At 62.6% G+C, this 18066-nt stretch carries 17 protein-coding genes and 2 pseudogenes; 5 read left to right on the forward strand and 14 right to left on the reverse strand.

The features are described 5' to 3' along the window. Positions 1-13: 13 nt before the first annotated feature. The 5 genes and pseudogenes from HALZIN_RS18505 to HALZIN_RS0115935 all read right to left on the reverse strand — a co-directional run bounded on the left by HALZIN_RS18505 (position 14) and on the right by HALZIN_RS0115935 (position 2707). A pseudogene (locus HALZIN_RS18505) lies at positions 14-1120 on the reverse strand (IS5 family transposase). Between the two features lie 342 nt (positions 1121-1462). Next, positions 1463-1777 (reverse strand): hypothetical protein, encoded by a 315-nt coding sequence (locus HALZIN_RS17720; RefSeq protein WP_084173638.1) that lies wholly within the window; start codon positions 1775-1777, stop codon positions 1463-1465. A gap of 2 nt (positions 1778-1779) precedes the next feature. Further along, a complete protein-coding gene (locus HALZIN_RS0115925; RefSeq protein WP_031385173.1) occupies positions 1780-2016 on the reverse strand; it encodes an addiction module protein in 237 nt (78 codons plus the stop codon). A gap of 128 nt (positions 2017-2144) precedes the next feature. Next, on the reverse strand, positions 2145-2462 hold the full coding sequence (locus tag HALZIN_RS0115930) for a CcdB family protein (RefSeq protein ID WP_031385174.1): 318 nt from the start codon (positions 2460-2462) through the stop codon (positions 2145-2147). Further along, complete coding sequence (locus HALZIN_RS0115935; protein ID WP_031385175.1) at positions 2462-2707, reverse strand: type II toxin-antitoxin system CcdA family antitoxin; 246 nt, start codon at positions 2705-2707, stop codon at positions 2462-2464. The genes HALZIN_RS0115930 and HALZIN_RS0115935 overlap by 1 nt, the downstream gene beginning before the upstream one ends. Before the next feature lie 325 nt (positions 2708-3032). Here HALZIN_RS0115935 and HALZIN_RS0115940 point away from each other — a divergent pair, with 325 nt between their 5' ends. From HALZIN_RS0115940 to tnpC (HALZIN_RS0115950), 3 genes are read left to right on the forward strand one after another with little or no spacing between them, the layout of a single operon-like run. Further along, the gene (locus HALZIN_RS0115940; protein ID WP_031382454.1) at positions 3033-3242 is read left to right on the forward strand and encodes a hypothetical protein; all 210 of its coding nucleotides are present in this window, start codon (positions 3033-3035) and stop codon (positions 3240-3242) included. Next, entirely contained in the window at positions 3239-3595 is a 357-nt protein-coding gene (tnpB, locus tag HALZIN_RS0115945; protein WP_031382455.1) for an IS66 family insertion sequence element accessory protein TnpB, read from the forward strand. Before HALZIN_RS0115940 ends, tnpB begins: the two co-directional genes overlap by 4 nt. Positions 3596-3638: 43 nt before the next feature. Further along, positions 3639-5240 carry an IS66 family transposase gene (tnpC, locus tag HALZIN_RS0115950; RefSeq protein ID WP_031382456.1) on the forward strand — a complete coding sequence of 534 codons (1602 nt, stop codon included), beginning with the start codon at positions 3639-3641 and terminating at the stop codon, positions 5238-5240. Here tnpC (HALZIN_RS0115950) and HALZIN_RS17725 read toward each other — a convergent pair. The 5 genes and pseudogenes from HALZIN_RS17725 to HALZIN_RS0115965 form a co-directional block, all read right to left on the reverse strand. Continuing rightward, on the reverse strand, positions 5229-5780 hold the full coding sequence (locus HALZIN_RS17725) for a restriction endonuclease subunit S (protein WP_201448209.1): 552 nt from the start codon (positions 5778-5780) through the stop codon (positions 5229-5231). The genes tnpC (HALZIN_RS0115950) and HALZIN_RS17725 overlap by 12 nt on opposite strands. Further along, positions 5777-6757 (reverse strand): Abi family protein, encoded by a 981-nt coding sequence (locus tag HALZIN_RS0115955; protein ID WP_035575407.1) that lies wholly within the window; start codon positions 6755-6757, stop codon positions 5777-5779. The genes HALZIN_RS17725 and HALZIN_RS0115955 overlap by 4 nt, the downstream gene beginning before the upstream one ends. A 154-nt stretch (positions 6758-6911) precedes the next feature. Next, on the reverse strand, positions 6912-8960 hold the full coding sequence (locus HALZIN_RS0115960) for a type I restriction-modification system subunit M (protein ID WP_031385177.1): 2049 nt from the start codon (positions 8958-8960) through the stop codon (positions 6912-6914). A 187-nt stretch (positions 8961-9147) separates the two neighbouring features. Beyond that, positions 9148-9345, reverse strand: a pseudogene (locus tag HALZIN_RS17995) (IS1380 family transposase); the annotation flags it as partial. Between the two features lie 138 nt (positions 9346-9483). After that, the gene (locus HALZIN_RS0115965; RefSeq protein WP_031385178.1) at positions 9484-10980 is read right to left on the reverse strand and encodes an alkaline phosphatase; all 1497 of its coding nucleotides are present in this window, start codon (positions 10978-10980) and stop codon (positions 9484-9486) included. 210 nt (positions 10981-11190) lie between these two features. Between HALZIN_RS0115965 and tnpC (HALZIN_RS0115970) the strand changes: the two genes are divergently transcribed. Beyond that, the gene (tnpC, locus tag HALZIN_RS0115970; protein WP_031385179.1) at positions 11191-12630 is read left to right on the forward strand and encodes an IS66 family transposase; all 1440 of its coding nucleotides are present in this window, start codon (positions 11191-11193) and stop codon (positions 12628-12630) included. Positions 12631-12741: 111 nt separating this feature from the next. Continuing rightward, positions 12742-14181 (forward strand): IS66 family transposase, encoded by a 1440-nt coding sequence (gene tnpC / locus HALZIN_RS0115975; RefSeq protein ID WP_031383644.1) that lies wholly within the window; start codon positions 12742-12744, stop codon positions 14179-14181. A gap of 73 nt (positions 14182-14254) precedes the next feature. On the opposite strand, the gene HALZIN_RS0115980 is transcribed toward tnpC (HALZIN_RS0115975), so the two are convergent. The 4 genes from HALZIN_RS0115980 to HALZIN_RS0115995 are packed head-to-tail and all read right to left on the reverse strand — an operon-like array spanning position 14255 to position 18036. Next, positions 14255-14965 (reverse strand): trimeric intracellular cation channel family protein, encoded by a 711-nt coding sequence (locus HALZIN_RS0115980; RefSeq protein WP_084173640.1) that lies wholly within the window; start codon positions 14963-14965, stop codon positions 14255-14257. Between the two features lie 50 nt (positions 14966-15015). Next, complete coding sequence (locus tag HALZIN_RS0115985) at positions 15016-16353, reverse strand: amidohydrolase (RefSeq protein WP_031385181.1); 1338 nt, start codon at positions 16351-16353, stop codon at positions 15016-15018. Between the two features lie 17 nt (positions 16354-16370). Next, positions 16371-17831 (reverse strand): sodium:solute symporter family protein, encoded by a 1461-nt coding sequence (locus tag HALZIN_RS0115990; RefSeq protein ID WP_035575410.1) that lies wholly within the window; start codon positions 17829-17831, stop codon positions 16371-16373. Next, positions 17824-18036 carry a hypothetical protein gene (locus HALZIN_RS0115995; RefSeq protein WP_031385183.1) on the reverse strand — a complete coding sequence of 71 codons (213 nt, stop codon included), beginning with the start codon at positions 18034-18036 and terminating at the stop codon, positions 17824-17826. Before HALZIN_RS0115995 ends, HALZIN_RS0115990 begins: the two co-directional genes overlap by 8 nt. Between the last annotated feature and the right edge of the window lie 30 nt (positions 18037-18066).

Below are 18066 nucleotides of genomic sequence, written 5' to 3' on the forward strand. Positions count from 1 at the left end.
TGTTTACAAATTATCAAGACAGGCGAGTTAATCGGTTAAGCAACTGACGACCCGCTGCCAGCCAGACCCAAGCCTCAGAAACGTCGACACGCCGGTCGTGATGCATCACCAGCCGCCGAGCCTTTTCGATCCAGGCATGAGTGCGCTCGACGACCCAGCGTTTCGGGAGCACCCAGAAGCCGTTGGCATCTGGCTGGCGCATGAACAGGTCTCCCTGGCCCGGTGTGCACCAACGGCCCACATTGGCGTTGGCGGGATGGTGCACGACCTCGACCGCAATGTCGTGCCGCTGGCGGATTGTCTGCGCACAGCGCCCTGCATAGCCCGCATCAACAAAAACCTTTGATATTCAGGCATATTTTTCCATGCCATTGGCCATCACAGGATGTGCGCCGTCACGGTCTTGTACGCTGGCGGCCGTCACGCTTACGGCAAGTATCAGCCCCAGGGTGTCGACCAGGACATGGCGCTTGCGGCCTTTGACCTTCTTCCCGGCATCGTAGCCACTCGTCCCACCTTGCGGCGAACTCCGCGTCGACTGGGCATCCAGAACAGCCGCGCTAGGCATTTGAGTACGCCCCTCACGCTCCCGCCATTGAATGCGTAACCGGTCGTGCATCTGCTCGAACTTGCCCTGTTGGCTCCATCGGCGAAACGTCCGGTACACGTTCTGCCAGGCGGGAAAGTCCTTGGGCAGCATTCGCCACGAGCATCCACTGCGGACCACGTAGCAACATGCATCGACCAACAGGCGACGAGGATAGCGAGGCGGTGTGCCACGATCGCCATCACTCTCGAAAATGTCGGCCACGAGGCGCCACTCCTCGTCGGTGAGCGAGCTGGGGTAGCGCTGTCCTGGCTGTTGCCGACGGTGGGCCGGCCGATAGCCATAACGCTGTTCCAACTCACCTTGAGGGGGTGGCAGCGTCGCCTGTTCACGTCGAATGCCCATCTCGTCCAAGCGCCTGCGTACGGTCATGTGGTGCACAGAGAGGCCCGTACGCGTGCAAAAGGCCTCGGTGATCTCGTCCAGCGTGGCAAGCGGCATCTCCTCAACTAACTGGCGTAACAGGCGCTTCTCCGCGTCACCGACCTTCCTGGGTCGACCGCCTTTCGACATGGATTCCTCTCCCCTGAAGGTAAGGCCCCATCGTCTCAATCACCTATTGTTTTTGTAAACATCTTCTTAAGGGCTTGATGACATAAACAATGGGCGAGGCGGTGAGGTTTATAGTCCCTCACCCTGGCGGTAGCGTGGTCGAAATGGTATGCGGGAGAGTGGGGAGAGCGGTGGCGACCAACCCGACTGTGCCGACAAAAGAAGCATGCGCGGTTATTGGTGCTATATAGCGAGATGAAGTGCATGGTCATTGGAAATCAGAGGGTTGGGTGCGCAGTATAAGAATCTTGAATGCGCGCGCTCGTTCAAGATTCTTATACGAGCGCGCTATCTAATCACCTGTTAGGGCTGACTGCGCTCCTGCCAATAGCCAGGTTTTCGGGAGTGGTGAGCGACAGCGATTACGACGGCTTCTTCCGGCAATTCGATTGCGACGATATCGTAGGGGAAACGTTCGAGAATCAGTCGTTTTGCACCAGTGTCGCCGGCTTCTTTGGGGAGGGGTGATAAGGGGATGAAGTTTTCTTCAATAACATCGATGGCAGCGTCAACAGCAGCGGAGAACTCGGCTCCGAGTCCAGCTTGCTCTGATTCGTACCACGCTGCGGCTTCTATCGCTTCCTGCGAGGCTTCTTCCAGTATCCTTACTATTCGCAACGTTACTGGCCTATCCTCGCTCGCATCTTCGTTCGGAATTCTTCGCGGCTAAGCAGCGTGGCCTTTCCGCTTTGAACCTTGGACACACGGCGAACAATTTCATCGTTCCAAGCTTTTTCAACAGAGTCGTCACGGGGGCCGTCCAAGCTCATTATAAGCTCGCGAGCCAGCGCTGCACGTTCTGACTCGGAGAGCGTCGAAATCTGGGAGCGTAAGTGATTAAATGCTTCGGTGGTCATGGTGCCTCCGCGAATGACGATACAGTTATGCTATCCCGATCCGAAAGCCCTAACAAGGCCATTAAGTTTGTTCCGGGCCTTCGGCCCTCCATCGGACGCCCTTGTCAGGGCGCCGCTTATGGCTGGCGTTAAATACCAGTGATAGCGAAATCTAGAGCTCCAACAATCTGGTCTGTGAAATGGGAGAGGGAGCCAACCGGGTTCTTGAGATGCTTTCCAGGGACTGAGGAAATTTGCGGTGTTAGCAATAGTAGTTCTTGATCGGCGAAGGTGATTTCCGGTGTGAGGCCTTGCATGGCTTGGCTGCCAAAGGCGAAGCGTTTACCCAAAGGGATGACGATACGCGTTGCGAGCTCTCTCAGCAGAGGGCTTTGAACATCCACCAGGTATGGGTAATACGCCTTGCTGGTTCGGCTGGGGTTCGGATAAACGTCGAACTGAGCCATCAAAACTCCCGAAATTTATCCCCGAAACAGCCATGCTGTTCGACGAACTCATTGTAGCTTTTGATCGCTGCCCGGTTTTCTTCAACCCATTGGTCAGCCTCGCGCTTCGCCAACTCCTCTTGCAATGCTCGCTCCAGAGTGGCCGAGAGGTTGATGTTCAGAGCGCGAGTTTTTTGCAGCAAATCGCTGTTAACTGACAGATTCGCGGCTTTTTTCGGTGCAGCTGTGTTGTAGAGTTCGGCCATGATAGCCTCCGGTTACAGTAACGCTTGAGCTTTTAGCTTATGCGCATGGTAATGCGCATGCAAGCGCGTTCAGCCACTGTTCGTATCGACGTTTGCCGGTGTGGCGGCCTTTCAGCGCCCCGAGCTTTGGTGAGTGGTCTACACGCACGGCTGAACGCCACGCCCGCGCCGATTCACTGAGCGCCATGTTAGTCGGTGTTAAGTCGTGCTAGTGTGACGTCCTGCAAATAAACAGTACAATAATGGTAAGCGCTCCACAAACCCCATCTTCTGCCGCTGAATAGTGTCCGTCAGACTGGTGTCACCCGATTCCAAGGAGGACACCATGACTGACCTGACCTCGACACAGGCCTTCTGGCTGGGCCATCTGTTCCATGCTTCCTCTCGGCACCTGTCGCTGAGCGAGTACGCCGCGGAGCAAGGGCTGGAGCTGGCGTCACTGCTGGCGTGGGAAAAGCGCCTGGTGGTGCAGAATGTGCCGGTGCCACCTCGCCATCGGCCGCTGCGCTTCGTCGCCGTGGAGGTGGCCCGATGATTCGGCCGGACACCGGACTGCGGGTCTACCTGTGCCGTGAGCCGGTCGATATGCGCAAGCAGATCGACGGGCTGGCCCTGCTCGTTCAGGAGGCCATGGAGCTCAACCCCTTCGAGGAAGCGGTGTTCGTGTTCGGCAACCGCCAGCGCGACAAGGTGAAGCTGCTGTTCTGGGAACGTAACGGCTTCGTGGTCTGGTACAAGCGCCTGGAACGGGAGCGCTTCAAGTGGCCCGACCGGCTGGAGGACGACACCGTCTCCCTGTCCGGCCAGGAACTGAACTGGCTGCTCGACGGCTACGACCTCAGTGCCATGCAGCCCCACAAGGCCTTGGATTTTCAGTCGGTTGGCTGACATTTTTGCTGCTGTCAGCAGGCCGTTTTGGTAAAATATCAGGATGACATCCCACGCTTTCTCACCCCCTGATTCCCGCTCTCAGCTGCAGCGCCAAGTGCGTTCTCAGCAGGAGGAGATCGCGCGTCTTCATCAGTTGATGGAGAAGAAGGAGGCTCAGTGGGAAGCCACCAAGGCGGCGCTTTTCGAGCAGTTCCGCCTGGCCATCGAGCGTCAGTTTGGCCCCTCCACCGAAAAATACCGTGTCGCGCAGGGGGATCTGCTCATCAACGAGGCCGAAGCGGCGGTCGACGAGGAAGACGCCAACGCTCAGGATGACGCGACCGACGACGAGGAGGACGCGCCGACCGAGCCCCGTCAGCCGGTCAAGCGCCGCAGCCGTGGCGGTCGGGTGGCTCTGCCTCCTGAGTTGCCGCGCGTCGAAGTCGTGCATGAGCTGCCCGAAGATGCCCGTCACTGCCACGATGACGGCACCGAGCTCAAGGAGATCGGCCAGGAGGTCAGCGAAGAGCTGCATGTCGTGCCGGCGCGGGTCGAGGTGATCCGCCATGTACGCGTCAAGTACGGCTGCCCGGCCTGCGAAGAGGGCGTGCAGATCGCCCCGGCACCGGCCAAGCTGCTGCCCAGGAGCAACGCCAGCGCCACCTTGCTGGCCTACGTGGCCACCGCCAAGTACCAGGACGCCTTGCCGCTCTATCGCCAGAGCCGGATCCTTGCTCGGCACGGTGCCGAGATCCCGCGCAACACCCTGGCGCGCTGGATGGTGCTGGTCGGCGAGCGGCTGATGCCCCTGGTTGAGGTCCTCCGACAGCAGCTGCTGCAGAGTCCGCTGATCCACATGGATGAGACCACGCTGCAGGTCAACGCCGAAGCCGACCGGCCGGCGAGCGCCACCTCCTACATGTGGCTGCAGCGCGGCGGCCCACCGAGCCAGCAGGTGGTGCTGTTCGACTACGACGCCAGCCGAGCGGGTCGGGTGCCGGTGCGCCTGCTGGGCGACTATGGCGGTCGCCTGGTCACCGACGGCTACGAGGGCTATGCCGAGGTGGTGCGGAAAAACGGCATCATCCATGCCGGCTGCTGGGCGCACGCCCGTCGCAAGTTCGTCGAGGCCCAGAAGGTGCAGCCCAAGGGCAAGACCGGCAAGGCCGACTGGGCGCTCAACCAGATCCGCAAGCTCTACGCCGTGGAGAAGCAGGCCAGGGCCCTGGAGCCCGAGGCGCGCCGGGCGCTGCGCGAGCAGAAGAGTCGCCCCCTGATCACCCAGCTGCGCACCTGGCTCGGCAAGTCGCTGACGCAGGTGCTGCCGAAAAGCGCACTGGGCAGGGCGCTGCACTACCTGGATGGCCAGTGGCAGCGCCTGACCCGCTTCCTCGATGACGGCCTGATCCCGCTGGACAACAACGCCGCGGAAAATGCTATTCGTCCCTTTGTCGTCGGCCGAAAGAACTGGCTCTTCAGCCATACACCGAGCGGTGCGCGGGCCAGCGCGGCGATCTACAGCCTGATCGAGACGGCGAAGGCCAACGGCCTCTCGCCCTACGAGTACCTGCAGTTCGTGTTCGAGACCCTGCCGACACTCGGCGAGGATGACGATCTCGACACGCTGCTCCCCTGGCGCTGGAAAGAGACTCTACCGGTCTGACTCAGGCCCAACAGATGGGGTTCGTGGATCGCTTACAAAATTTCTCAAGAAATCATCTGGTACTCGTTTCTGACCACCAGCACCGTACATATGCGATTCACCCAGCTCTCTAAAAGGCCGAGAGGAAATTACCCGGTAGAGATACTGACCGGTTACCTGTGTTGCATTTGGACGTGCGACTGTAAGTTCAGTCGTACCAAACCCTACCTCCTCACGCAGGCCCCGCATGATAGCTCCCTTGCCATTTTCAAAGCAGGGGGTGATTTTCGCAAAGGTAACGTCGCCTTCGCTGAAGTAAGTGTACCCATCAATTACGTCGCCAATAGGGCGAGATTGTGTAAGATCAAGAGAGCCTTCCTCGCCAACGGCCTCCATCGGAATGAAGCTGACTTCCCTTGTATCCGGCAAGTGTCGAACTTCCGACTTCGAGGGGTTGAGCGTGGCAATAAACCGCATGCGCTTGATTTGCCAATGAACCGGAACCTCCCCCAGCCATTCGACACCGGAGTCCTTGTGCTCGGGATATTGCGGAAAACTCATCTATCCACCTCCGGCCTTGCATTGTTCACGGCGTCCCGCCAGAGCGCTTCGTGTTCCCAGCCTTTCGGAAACCCCATATGGGGCTTGGAGACATGGGAGTATTGATCGAGTAGTGTCACGAGACGCTCGGCCCAACGGCTGGTAGGTGACACGACTTGCATCAGCGATTCCATCACCACCAGCTGCATATAGAGTCGACGGCGCGGGTCGAGACGCTGCTGCGGATGCTCTCTGGAGCCTGTTTCGATCATAGGTGGAATGGAAGGCCAATCCGCCGGGGCTTTCCTGGGCATCTCGGGGCGACTGCCGAACTCCCGGTTCCAGACCCGGCCATGGTGAGCGCAGACGTTGCGCAGGTCGGAGAGACTACGAAACCATGAGCGCAGAACAGGGAGTTTCCAGCCGAAATGGCGCTCGATACGCTGGGTATCCTCGGGAAGCCGCAGCCTGGCCAGCAGGGTCGAGACCTCTTTGAAGGTCAGCAGCTCCACGGCCATCCAGATGGGCGGTTGATTAGGCGCTGCCCAGTACTTCCTGCGATAGTGGGCCAGGAAGGTCTCGATCTCCCGCCCCTTGGCCGCGTTTTCCAGCTTCTCCAACAGCCACCCATGGTTGTAACGGGTGTCAAAGATGCCGGGGTCCAGGTAGCCGTGAGGGCCATGGTGCTCGGCCAGGGTATTGGTCAACTGGTCACGTAGCGCGACCTCCAGCCGCTCGATGGCATCAAGCAGCAGCAATCGCAGCTCGCGATCGAAGACATAGAGTCGCAGCACATCCTCGAAAGAGGCGCCCTCCAAGAAGCGGTGCTCTTGGAGGCCTGGCTGGTAGAAGGGGCGCGTGTAGGCTGAAAGGCGGAAATAGCTGATGTTGGCCAAGTAGTGACGTACCCGAGCCTCGTCGGGTATCGCCAGGCCACGGCTGCATAGCGTTGCGATCTGCTCTTCAATGCTGCGCGCAGGCTTGTGGAAGTCGCTCACACACGGCCTCCAGGCACAAAAAACCCGCCAAAGTGTGCTTCCGTGAGAGGCATGGCGGGTGTGTTGCCCGCAATACTAGGCTTTCCAGCAGAAAGCGTCAATGCGAATATCGTGCACAGCGCAGACGTGCGAGGAGAGGACAACAGGCCCATCGTCATGCCGACAGCTCCTCGATCATCGCCTTGATCCGGTCGGTGCAGGCTTTCAGGTCGGCGTCGATCTCGTCCAAAGGACGCGGCGGCACGAACGTGTAGAAGTGCCGGTTGAAGGGAATTTCGAAGCCGACGATACCGATGCGGCCATCCAGTTCGTCGCGTTTGCCTTCGTCGATCCAGGCATCGGGTACGTGAGGCTGCACCTCGCGCTTGAAGTAGTCGAATACCGACTCGTCAAGTGGCACGTTTTCAAAGTCGCGCAGGCTGGTGTCCGGCTCGGGATTGCCATTCTTGTTGGTGCAGATGTCCGCTTCCGAATCGCGCTCGGAGAGGGCGTTGAGAACGGCCTTGAGCGCCGGGGCACCGAGCTTGACGTGCTCTTGTTGCAGTTCGGCCTTGAGCGCGGCTTTCAGGGCCTTGGTGAAGGCGTCACGGTTGCGGTAGAGCGTAGTATCCCCATCCAGCGAGCGGCACGCCGTCAGGATCGCCTGTTGCTCGGCCTCATCAAGCTTCTGGAGGGGCTTCTCGTCGAGAAGCTTGCCGATGCGCTCGGGGCTGGCCTGGAAGTTGAGGCGCAGCGGGCGCTCCACGGTGATGCGCCGATAGCCGAACGCCTCGACCGGGAAGATCTTGCTCTCCTCGGTTTCCTCAAATACCCCGAACAGGCGCACGATCTCTTCGATGTTGCGGTCGTCGATGAACTGGCGCTTGCTGCCCAGCGACTTGCGCATCTTGCTGTAGCGCTCGGTGGCGTTGATCAGCTGCACCTTGCCCCGGCGCTCGTCCGGCTTGCTGTTGGAGAGAATCCACACGTAGGTGGCGATGCCGGTGTTGTAGAACATGTCGGTGGGCAGCGCGACGATGGCCTCGACCAGATCGTGCTGAAGTAGATAACGACGAATCTCGGACTCCCCGCTGCCGGCTCCGCCGGTGAATAGCGGCGAACCATTGAGGATGATGCCGATACGTGAGCCGCCGTCCTCGCGGGGGTCGGCCGCTCCCGGCATCCTGCCTTCCGCGGCACTTGTGCGTCCCTGCACATCGCGCATCTTGCTGACCAGGTGCATCAGAAACAGCAGCGAGCCATCCGACACCCGCGGCAGGCCGGGGCCGAAGCGACCATCGTAGCCGCGCTGCTTGTGCTCGTCGGTAACCTGCTTCTGGACCTTCTTCCACTCTACGCCGAACGGCGGATTGGCGAGCATGAAGTCGAACTTCTCGCCGGCCAGCTGATCGTCGGAGAGCGTGTTGCCCAGCTTGATCTGCGAAACGTCCTGGCCCTTGATCAGCATGTCCGCCTTGCAGATGGCGTAGGATTCGGGGTTCAGCTCCTGACCATGCAGCGAGACGGTGACGTTCTCGCTGACTTGCTGGACGTATTCATCGCTTTCGGAGAGGAAGCCGCCCGTGCCGGCGGTGGGGTCGTAAACGGTGACGATACGGTGCGGACGCAGCTTGTCGTCGCGCCCGGTGAGCGCCAGCGAGGTGGTCAGGTGCACCACATCGCGCGGGGTGAAGTGCTCCCCGGCTGTGTCATTGGAGCTCTCGGCGAACTTGCGGATCAGCTCCTCGAAGATCACGCCCATGCCGTAATTGCTGATACGTTGGGGATGTAAATCAATGCTCGCGAAACGCTGCATCACCTGATAGAGCAGGTTGCTGGCGCTGAGTTGCTGGACAAATTCCTCGAAGTGGAAGTGTTCGAAGATCTCGCGGGCGTCCTGGCTGAATGCCTGCACATAGCTCATCAGGTCGTCGGCGGGCTGGGTATCGGAGAGCGTGGCCAGACTCAGCGGCGAGGCGTTGAAGAACGGCTGACTGGCGGCGCGCAGCAGCAGCTTCTCGCGCACCGCCTCGGGTTTGCTGACGTGTTCCTGAGCGGCATCCAGAACCTGCACCTTGGTTGGCTCAAGCACGCACTCCAGGCGGCGCAATAGCGTGAACGGCAGGATGATGCGCCCGTACTGAGATTGTCTAAAATCGCCGCGCAGCAGGTCGGCGACGGACCAGATGAAGGCGGCCGTCTGAGAATGGCTTTCGGTGCTCACTGAATGTTCCCCGATGTCGATGCTGTGCTTCGCTGTAACGTCATGATACAGGGCTAAGGCCACTTAACGGCAAGCTGACTAACCGACCTCAAGAGCGATATGAAGTGGTCCAATTGGAGCGGACACCCCGATAAGCCTCATAATGGAGGCAGTGGAGGTGTTCATGAACAAGAAGACTCGACGTCGGTTTTCCGGTTAATTCAAGGCGGAGGCGCAGCGGGTGGCGCGGATCGACCAGAGTGTCTTCAAGCGCGTCGATCACGCCACTGCTGTCGAGGGCTTCACGCAGCAGCAAGGCGCCGCTGTCGCTGGTGGTGCGCTGGCCAAGCTCAACGCGAATGGACCCGTGGCAGGGCGGAATCCAGGGAGATACGCTTTCACCCATGGCGGATGGTCATCTGAAGTCAGGTTGTTGTAATAACTCACTGATTTATAAAAAGAAAACCACTCGCCATCTCATTTCCAGGCCGCCCTCATGAATAAGCCGGGATGAATAGCGACCCCCTTGCGTTGCCGCCGACCCTTATTGGGTGGCGGCGTGAAGCATCACGTTGAAGAGGTAGTTCTGCTCGATCTGGCCGTCGATCAGCTGCGACCACGGCCCCTTGGCGTAAACCGCCACATCTGCGGGCGAGTGGGACTCGGAGTCCTGCGGGATCAGTGCAAGCTGCTGATAGTCCAGCGCGGTTGCTTCTTGCTGGGTCACCACCGGGCGCCCCCCGTCAGGCCCGGCAGGCGCGCCTTCAGCGAGAATCGAGCTTTCCCCGTCGCCATACACGGCGGCGGTGTAGGGCTTGCCGTCCCCGGCCAGGTTGGGCTCGTCCAGCGCCTCGATGCCCTCGTTGTTGACCTGCATGCAGAGGCCGAGAATGTTCGAGCCGCGCCCGCAATAGCCGTTGAAGGCCAGCCCGTGGCTATGGTCGGCGGTGACGATGATCAGCGTGTCCTCGTCGTTGGTCATCTCGTCGACCAGTGCCACCGTGCGCGCGAATTCGGCTCCGTCCGTCACGGCGCGGGCGAGGTTGGTGCCGTGGTTGGCGTGGTCGACGCGTCCGCCCTCGATCTGCATGAAGAAGCCATTGTCGCCGGCCTTCGCCTGAAGATTCTTCAGCGCGATCCGGGTCATCTCCGAGAGCGACGGCTCGTCTTCGCGGTCGGCCTCGTAGGCCATGTGGCTGCTTTCGAAGAGCCCCAGGATCGGGGCTGAGCCGTCGGTAGGCAGATCGGCGGCCGTCGCGGCGTTCCAGGCATAGGCGGCGCCCATCTTCTTGGCTGCGTCGATCAGGTTGCGCCCGTCCTGACGGCGGCCGTCGTCGCCCTCGTCGCCCGTCGCGTCGGCAGGAAGGAAGCTGCGGCGCCCGCCGCCCATGGCGACATCGATGCGGCCGGCCTTCATCGCCTCGAGGAGCTGATCGGCGATATCTTTCTGGGTACTGCAGCCTTCGGGCACGGACGCCTCGAAGTCGCGGTCCACGCTGTGGGCGTAGGCTGCCGCAGGCGTGGCGTGGGTGACGCGCGTGGTGGTAACGATGCCGACCTCCTTGCCGAGATCGGTGAAGACCTCGGAGGCCGTTGCGACCGCGTTGCCCGGCAGGGTCGAGCAGTCGCCGCGATTGACGTTGGCGTTGACGCCCAGCACCCCGATGTCGGTCTTCACGCCGCTCATCATGGCGGTGCCGGTGCCCGCCGAGTCCGGCGTCTGCGCGTTGACGTTGTAGGTCTTGACCAGCCCGGCGGACGGAAATTGCTCCTGAGGCAGCGCGTAGTCGTCGCCGTAGCCGCCTGCCTGCTGGCCCATGAAGACGCGCGTGGCATAGTTGGTGGCCACGCCGTTGCCGTCGGCGATCATGATGATCACGTTCTTGGCGGTGTTGGTGTTCGGCTGCTGGGCCAGTTCGGCGTCAAGGCGCTTCTGACCGGCCTTGTACCAGTCGCTGTCGGCCTGGGGAAGGTCAACCTCCTGCGCCAGGACCGGTGTGGCGGCGAGAGTGGCGGCAAGTGCGATATACGAGGCTTTCATGGGCCCCCTCCTGTTTCAACGAGTGATTGCTACGTGAAGCCCGGCGTGCCCAATCCCGGCCCCGGTACCAGGCAGACGGTAATCAGCGGATGTAACAATCGTGTGAATGCAACAGGGTTTGTAACTATTTAGGTGGTTCTGAATTAGGGTCGCCAACCAGCTGATTTCTCTGGCATGGTGTCCCGAGATACCACTACGCCATGCGGTGACATGACCATCAGCGACATCAACGTCGACGAGGCCCTGGAACGGGTCCGGCAGCAGCTCAAGGAAGACCGCACGGTCTCCCCGTCGCTGCGTGCCGCCATCGACGTGCTGATGCTGCTGGTCAAGCTCATGGCCGACCGGTTGGCCACCGGCAGCCGCAACAGCAGCAAGCCACCGTCCCAGGATCCCAACCGCCAGCGCCGCTCGCGCGCCAAAGGCGAACGCCGTCCCGGTGGGCAGCCAGGGCATGCGGGCAAGACGTTGGCGCCGGTGACGAACCCCGACGAGGTGGTCAAGCTCCGCGTCGATCGTCGGCATCTGCCTACAGGGCGCACCTATCGCAGCATTGGCGTCGAGACCCGCCAGGTGCAGGACATCGTGATCCAGGCCGTGGTCACCGAGTACCAGGCCGAGATAGTGGAAGATGACCAGAGGCAGCGCCATGTGGCGCCATTCCCCGAGGGTGTGACGCGGCCCATCCAGTATGGGCCGCGCCTCAAGGCACACGCGGTCTATCTCTCGCAGTACCAGCTGCTGCCCTATGCGCGCATTCGGGAGCTGCTCACCTCGCAGTGTGGCCTGTCGTTGAGCACCGGCACGCTGTTCGCCTTCAACCAGGAGGCCTACCAGCGGGCCGAGGCGTTCGCCGAGTGGGTGGTCCCGGCGCTACGCCAAGCGCCCACCGTGCATGCCCGGTATGAAGTGATGCAGGTGGGCGGCAAGCGTTACTGGCTGCACAGTGCCTCCAATGACGCCCTGACCTGGTTGGCCCCGCATCCCAAGCGCGGCCAGGAGGCGATGGATGCCATCGGCGTATTGCCCTTCGTGTGTGGCGTGCTGGTGCATGATCATTGGAAGCCCTACTACCGCTACTCGGATTGCCGGCATGTCCTGTGCAATGCCCATCACCTGCGGGAATTGACGGCGGTCTGGGAAAACGACCACCAGCGCTGGGCCAAGTCGCTCCATGACCTGCTGTTGGCCATGAGCCGAGCGGTGGATGCCGCCGGCGACTGCCTCTGCGCCGATGAGGCCCAGCGCTGGCGAGCACGTTACCGACGCTGCCTGGCGGCGGGCGACGCCGAGTGCCCGCCACCGGCAAAGCCACCGCCCGGGACGCGCGGGCGTGCCAAACGCACAAAAGCGCGCAACCTGCTGGAACGTCTCCAGGCGTACGAGGACGACGTGCTGCGTTTTCTCGAGGATCCCGCCGCGCCTTTCACCAACAACCAGGGGGAGCGCGACCTGCGGATGACCAAGGTACAGCAGAAGATCTCGGGCTGTTTTCGCGCCTGGGAGGGCGCCGAGATCTTCTGCCGGATGCGCAGCTTCCTCTCCACCGCGGTCAAGCAAGGCATGGCGGCGCATACGGCGCTGGAGCAACTGTTTGCCGGCGAGGTGCCCACCTTCATGCGACAGGACGACCAGGATCAGGCGGCATGAGCTGAATAGTTACCAGGGTTGTAACTATTCAGGTGGTTCTGAATTAGGGTCGCCAACCACCTGATTTCTCTGGCATAGTACGCACATCCGCCCACTACGCCATGCGGTGACATGACCATCAGCGACATCAACGTCGACGAGGCCCTGGAACGGGTCCGGCAGCAGCTCAAGGAAGACCGCACGGTCTCCCCGTCGCTGCGTGCCGCCATCGACGTGCTGATGCTGCTGGTCAAGCTCATGGCCGACCGGTTGGCCACCGGCAGCCGCAACAGCAGCAAGCCACCGTCCCAGGATCCCAACCGCCAGCGCCGCTCGCGCGCCAAAGGCGAACGCCGTCCCGGTGGGCAGCCAGGGCATGCGGGCAAGACGTTGGCGCCGGTGACGAACCCCGACGAGGTGGTCAAGCTCCGCGTCGATCGTCGGCATCTGCCTACAGGGCGCACCTATCGCAGCATTGGCGTCGAGACCCGCCAGGTGCAGGACATCGTGATCCAGGCCGTGGTCACCGAGTACCAGGCCGAGATAGTGGAAGATGACCAGAGGCAGCGCCATGTGGCGCCATTCCCCGAGGGTGTGACGCGGCCCATCCAGTATGGGCCGCGCCTCAAGGCACACGCGGTCTATCTCTCGCAGTACCAGCTGCTGCCCTATGCGCGCATTCGGGAGCTGCTCACCTCGCAGTGTGGCCTGTCGTTGAGCACCGGCACGCTGTTCGCCTTCAACCAGGAGGCCTACCAGCGGGCCGAGGCGTTCGCCGAGTGGGTGGTCCCGGCGCTACGCCAAGCGCCCACCGTGCATGCCGATGAAACCGGGATGCAGGTGGGCGGCAAGCGTTACTGGCTGCACAGTGCCTCCAATGACGCCCTGACCTGGTTGGCCCCGCATCCCAAGCGCGGCCAGGAGGCGATGGATGCCATCGGCGTATTGCCCTTCGTGTGTGGCGTGCTGGTGCATGATCATTGGAAGCCCTACTACCGCTACTCGGATTGCCGGCATGTCCTGTGCAATGCCCATCACCTGCGGGAATTGACGGCGGTCTGGGAAAACGACCACCAGCGCTGGGCCAAGTCGCTCCATGACCTGCTGTTGGCCATGAGCCGAGCGGTGGATGCCGCCGGCGACTGCCTCTGCGCCGATGAGGCCCAGCGCTGGCGAGCACGTTACCGACGCTGCCTGGCGGCGGGCGACGCCGAGTGCCCGCCACCGGCAAAGCCACCGCCCGGGACGCGCGGGCGTGCCAAACGCACAAAAGCGCGCAACCTGCTGGAACGTCTCCAGGCGTACGAGGACGACGTGCTGCGTTTTCTCGAGGATCCCGCCGCGCCTTTCACCAACAACCAGGGGGAGCGCGACCTGCGGATGACCAAGGTGCAGCAGAAGATCTCGGGCTGTTTTCGCGCCTGGGAGGGCGCCGAGATCTTCTGCCGGATGCGCAGCTTCCTCTCCACCGCGGTCAAGCAAGGCATGGCGGCGCATACGGCGCTGGAGCAACTGTTTGCCGGCGAGGTGCCCACCTTCATGCGACAGGACGACCAGGATCAGGCGGCATGAGCTGAATAGTTACCCAGGGTTTTTCGATTCGGACAAGCTGGCTGAGCCTTATGCGTAACAAGGCAGCCATTTATCATCTGCGGCGGCGTCCAGGCGGAATCAGCCGTACGCGCGCCTTTACGCGGGGTTTGCTTGTCGCCTCGTGCTTTATCGAGGCCCCGGGTGACGAAGTGATCCAGGCAAATATAGGCAAGGATAGATGCCAATAAATGGCACTGAGGCGTAGCGTCAGGATAACGCCTATGGCCATGGCGACAGCCAGGTAGGGGGGAATCGGCAGGGTGTCGAAAACAACGTACGTGGTGGCACCAGCAATCGAGGCCGTGGCGTAGATTTCCTGGCGCAGCACCATCGGCACACGGCGAGCCAGCACATCACGCAGCATGCCGCCAGCGACACCGGTCAACACTCCCATGAGTACGGCAACGATACCCGCATGATCCAGCGCCAATGCCTTGTGAGCGCCGATGATGGTGAAGAGCGCCAGGCCGAAGGCGTCCAGCACCGGCAGAACGATACGCGAGAGCCGGTGAATATAATGAAAGCCCACGATCGATAACGTGACGGTGACAATGACTACCCATAGGTAGGTGGGGTCGGATACCCAGAACACCGGACGCACGCCGAGTAACAGATCGCGCAATGTCCCGCCGCCAATCCCGGTGACGGCGGCCAGCACCAGCATGCCGAAGGGGTCCATCCGCGAGCGGCAGGCCAGGATGACGCCCGAGAGCGCGAAGACGACCACACCCGCCAAGTCCAGCCAGTAGACCCATCCTGTCAATCTGCTGCTCCTCGGTTGCTTTGCCAGCCATTTTCAAGGCTGGAGTATTATCAATTCCCGTCATTATAGACGCACGTGTTCAGGCAGCCGAGCGCCCCGGCGGCCAGGGCCTCGATACCGGTGCGCAGCGTTACCTCGTTGCCCGGGAAGTAATAGGGCGAGTGCGGCATCTCCAGGTGACGCATCTTCTCCGCAACACTCTTGCCTGACGTCTCGGCCCAGCGCTCCTTGGGGGTCGCTCCGATGAACCAGTAGACGGAGGGAATGTCCTCGCCACTGAAGCCGCCCGCCTCGGCATTGGCGAAGTACGGAAAATCCTCGCTGCCATTGAGGCGCGGCATCTCGTAGAGGTTCGCCTCGCCGAAGTGTTCGGCATGGGCCCGGCGCACCCGCTCCACCGTCTCCGAATCGTTGTGCAGGGCGAGGGTCTCGTTGAGCACGCGGAATTCGGGGGGCTTGGGCGAGCGCCCGGCCTCGCACTCGGCGCGGATGATGCGCTCGATGGCCGCCACCACCTGGCGGTGCAGGGCGTTGTCGAAGCTGCGGATGTTGATCTCGAGCTCCGCCGAATGGGGGATGATGTTGGCCTGGGTGCCGGCGTGCAGCTTGCCGACGGTGACCACCACGGTCTCTTCCGGCGGCACCTCCCGCGAGACGATGGTCTGCAGGCGAGTGACCACATGGGCGGCGATCACCACCGGGTCCACCGTCTGGGCGGGCATGGAGCCGTGACCGCCGGCCCCATGAATCGTCACCGCCAGGTTGGTGCAGGCGGCCATGGCGCTACCGGCCCGATGGCCGACGGTGCCGGCCAGCGCCGGCATGTTGTGCTGGCCGAGGATGATGTCCGGCCGGGCGAAGCGCGTGTAGAGGCCGTCGTCCAGCATGGCCCTGGCCCCACCGAAGATCTCCTCGGCGGGCTGGCAGATCAGCATCAGGGTGCCGGACCAGCGTTCCTTCAGCCCCGCCATCACTGCGGCGGTGCCCACCACGCAGCTGCTGTGCAGGTCGTGGCCGCAGGCGTGCATCAGCGGCACCGTGCCGCTCTCGGTCTCCACGGTGCGCGTGCTGGCGAACTCGAGGCCGGTATCCTCCTTGATCGGCAGGGCGTCCATGTCGCCGCGCAGCATCACCGTGGGGCCCTCGCCGTTCTTCAGCAGCGCCACCACGCCGGTGCCGCCCACGCCGCGGGTTACCTCATAGCCCAGCGCCTCCAGGGCCTCGGCGAGGCGGGCGCTGGTCTCGTGCTCCTGGAAGGGCAACTCGGGATACTGGTGAATCTGGCGGTACAGCGCCTGAACGTTGTCGAGGGTCGCCTCCACCTGGGCGCCGATGGCGCCCTTGAGGTCGATGCCCTTGGGGTCAAGCGTATCGGTTTGCGTCGTCATCATAGTCTCCCGGGGTCTTAGTGGCTGTTGCGGATCTGGGGCTGGTGGTCGTGCGTGGCGCGATTGACACGCTGCCAGGCGGCGACCACAGCCACGTTCAGCAGCATCGCCCAGACGCCGGCGTGCCAGCCCAGCGGCGAGCTCCACACGAAGTCCATCAGCAGGTAGGCCAGGCTGCCTACCAGTGCCCCGGCCATCACGCTGGCGCGGCGCAGCCGCGGCAGGAACAGCGCCCCCAGCACCATCGGGAAGAGCTGCACGATCAGGCCATAGGCGGTGAGCAGTATCATCACCAGCGAGCCGGGGTTGAGCAGCGCGATCAGATAGGCGATCAGCGACAGCCCCAGCACGCTCCAGCGGGTGGCGCTCACCGTGGCCTTCTCGCTTGAGTGCTTCATGACGGTGGGGCCCATGACGTCGCGCACCAGCACGACGGCCGCGGTATGGGCCAGGTTGGCCCCGGTGGACATGGCGGCCGCCAGCGCGCCGGAGAGCATCAGGCCGATGACCCAGGGCGAGAAGTTGGCCACCTCCATCACCATCTTCAGCAGCACGGTGTCGGAGCGCTCCAGCGGGGCATCGGCGAACGCCAGGATGCCGGCGAAGCCGATGAACAGCAGCGGCACCAGCAGGTAGGCGTAGAGCGGATAGAAGACGCTCACCTTGCGCAGGGTCTTGCCGCTGTCGGCCGAGTAGAACTTCATGAACAGGTGCGGCCACATGGCGCCGCCGAAGGCGCTGACCAGCACGGCGGTGCTGAAGTAGCCCCAGCCCATGCCGGTGGCACCGGGCATGGTGAGGTACTCCGGCGCCTGTTGCTGGAGCTGGGTGAACATCTCCCCCACCCCGCCGTAGAGGCGCTCGGGGATGGCCAGGCCGAGGAACCAGGCGATGGCGATCATCATCACGCCCTGCACCAGGTTGGTCCAGCCGATGCCGCTCAGGCCGCTGGTGAAGACGTAGGCCGCCACCACCAGGAAGGCCAGCAGGCCACCCAGCCAGAAGGGCACCGCACCGTCGGTGGCGGCCTGGAACAGCAGGCCGGCACCGGCGATCTGGATGGTCAGGTAGGGCACCAGCGCGACCACGCCGATCACCCCGGCGAGCATGCCCAGCGGCCGGCTCTGGTAGTGGTCGGCGATCATGTCGCCCTGGGTCAGGTAGCCGCGTTCGCGGCCCAGCTTCGCCACCCGCGGCCCCAGGGCCCAGATGGTGATCGGCACCAGCGACAGGTAGGCCAGGATATAGAATGCCGGCGCGCCTTGCTGGTAGGCCCAGCCCGGCGTGCCGAGGAAGGCGAAGGCGGAGAAGATCTCGGCGCCCAGGATGAAGAACAGGATCACCACGCCGACGTGGCGTCCGCCGGCGACATAGCCCTCAAGGCTCGAGCTCGCCTGGCCCCGGGCGCGCAGGCCCACGGCCAGCACCATCACCAGGTAGGCCAGGGTGATGCCGATGACGATGGTGGTATCACTCATGGCGGCCACCCCCGTGACGGACGACGAAGGCGACCCACATGCCGGCGAAGAGCACCAGCATCCACAGGGTGTACCAGAAGAACAGGAAGGGCAGGCCGAGCACGATGGGCTCGATACGGTTGGCGATCAGGGCACCGGGCCAGATCATGGCCAGGGTGCATGCCGCGAAGTGCAGCGCGGTCAGCAGGTGATAGGTCTTGTTCATGGGAGAATCCAGCTCGCCGAGGCGAGTCTT

The sequence above is a fragment of the Halomonas zincidurans B6 genome, from assembly GCF_000731955.1.
Lineage (GTDB): Bacteria > Pseudomonadota > Gammaproteobacteria > Pseudomonadales > Halomonadaceae > Modicisalibacter > Modicisalibacter zincidurans.

Coding starts and splice junctions, on each gene's coding strand:
- HALZIN_RS0115925 (WP_031385173.1), bottom strand. CDS start 2,016: ATGACCACCGAAGCATTTAATCACTTACGCTCCCAGATTTCGACGCTC.
- HALZIN_RS0115930 (WP_031385174.1), bottom strand. CDS start 2,462: ATGGCTCAGTTCGACGTTTATCCGAACCCCAGCCGAACCAGCAAGGCG.
- HALZIN_RS0115935 (WP_031385175.1), bottom strand. CDS start 2,707: ATGGCCGAACTCTACAACACAGCTGCACCGAAAAAAGCCGCGAATCTG.
- HALZIN_RS0115940 (WP_031382454.1), top strand. CDS start 3,033: ATGACTGACCTGACCTCGACACAGGCCTTCTGGCTGGGCCATCTGTTC.
- tnpB (WP_031382455.1), top strand. CDS start 3,239: ATGATTCGGCCGGACACCGGACTGCGGGTCTACCTGTGCCGTGAGCCG.
- tnpC (WP_031382456.1), top strand. CDS start 3,639: ATGACATCCCACGCTTTCTCACCCCCTGATTCCCGCTCTCAGCTGCAG.
- HALZIN_RS17725 (WP_201448209.1), bottom strand. CDS start 5,780: ATGAGTTTTCCGCAATATCCCGAGCACAAGGACTCCGGTGTCGAATGG.
- HALZIN_RS0115965 (WP_031385178.1), bottom strand. CDS start 10,980: ATGAAAGCCTCGTATATCGCACTTGCCGCCACTCTCGCCGCCACACCG.
- tnpC (WP_031385179.1), top strand. CDS start 11,191: ATGACCATCAGCGACATCAACGTCGACGAGGCCCTGGAACGGGTCCGG.
- tnpC (WP_031383644.1), top strand. CDS start 12,742: ATGACCATCAGCGACATCAACGTCGACGAGGCCCTGGAACGGGTCCGG.
- HALZIN_RS0115985 (WP_031385181.1), bottom strand. CDS start 16,353: ATGACGACGCAAACCGATACGCTTGACCCCAAGGGCATCGACCTCAAG.
- HALZIN_RS0115990 (WP_035575410.1), bottom strand. CDS start 17,831: ATGAGTGATACCACCATCGTCATCGGCATCACCCTGGCCTACCTGGTG.
- HALZIN_RS0115995 (WP_031385183.1), bottom strand. CDS start 18,036: ATGAACAAGACCTATCACCTGCTGACCGCGCTGCACTTCGCGGCATGC.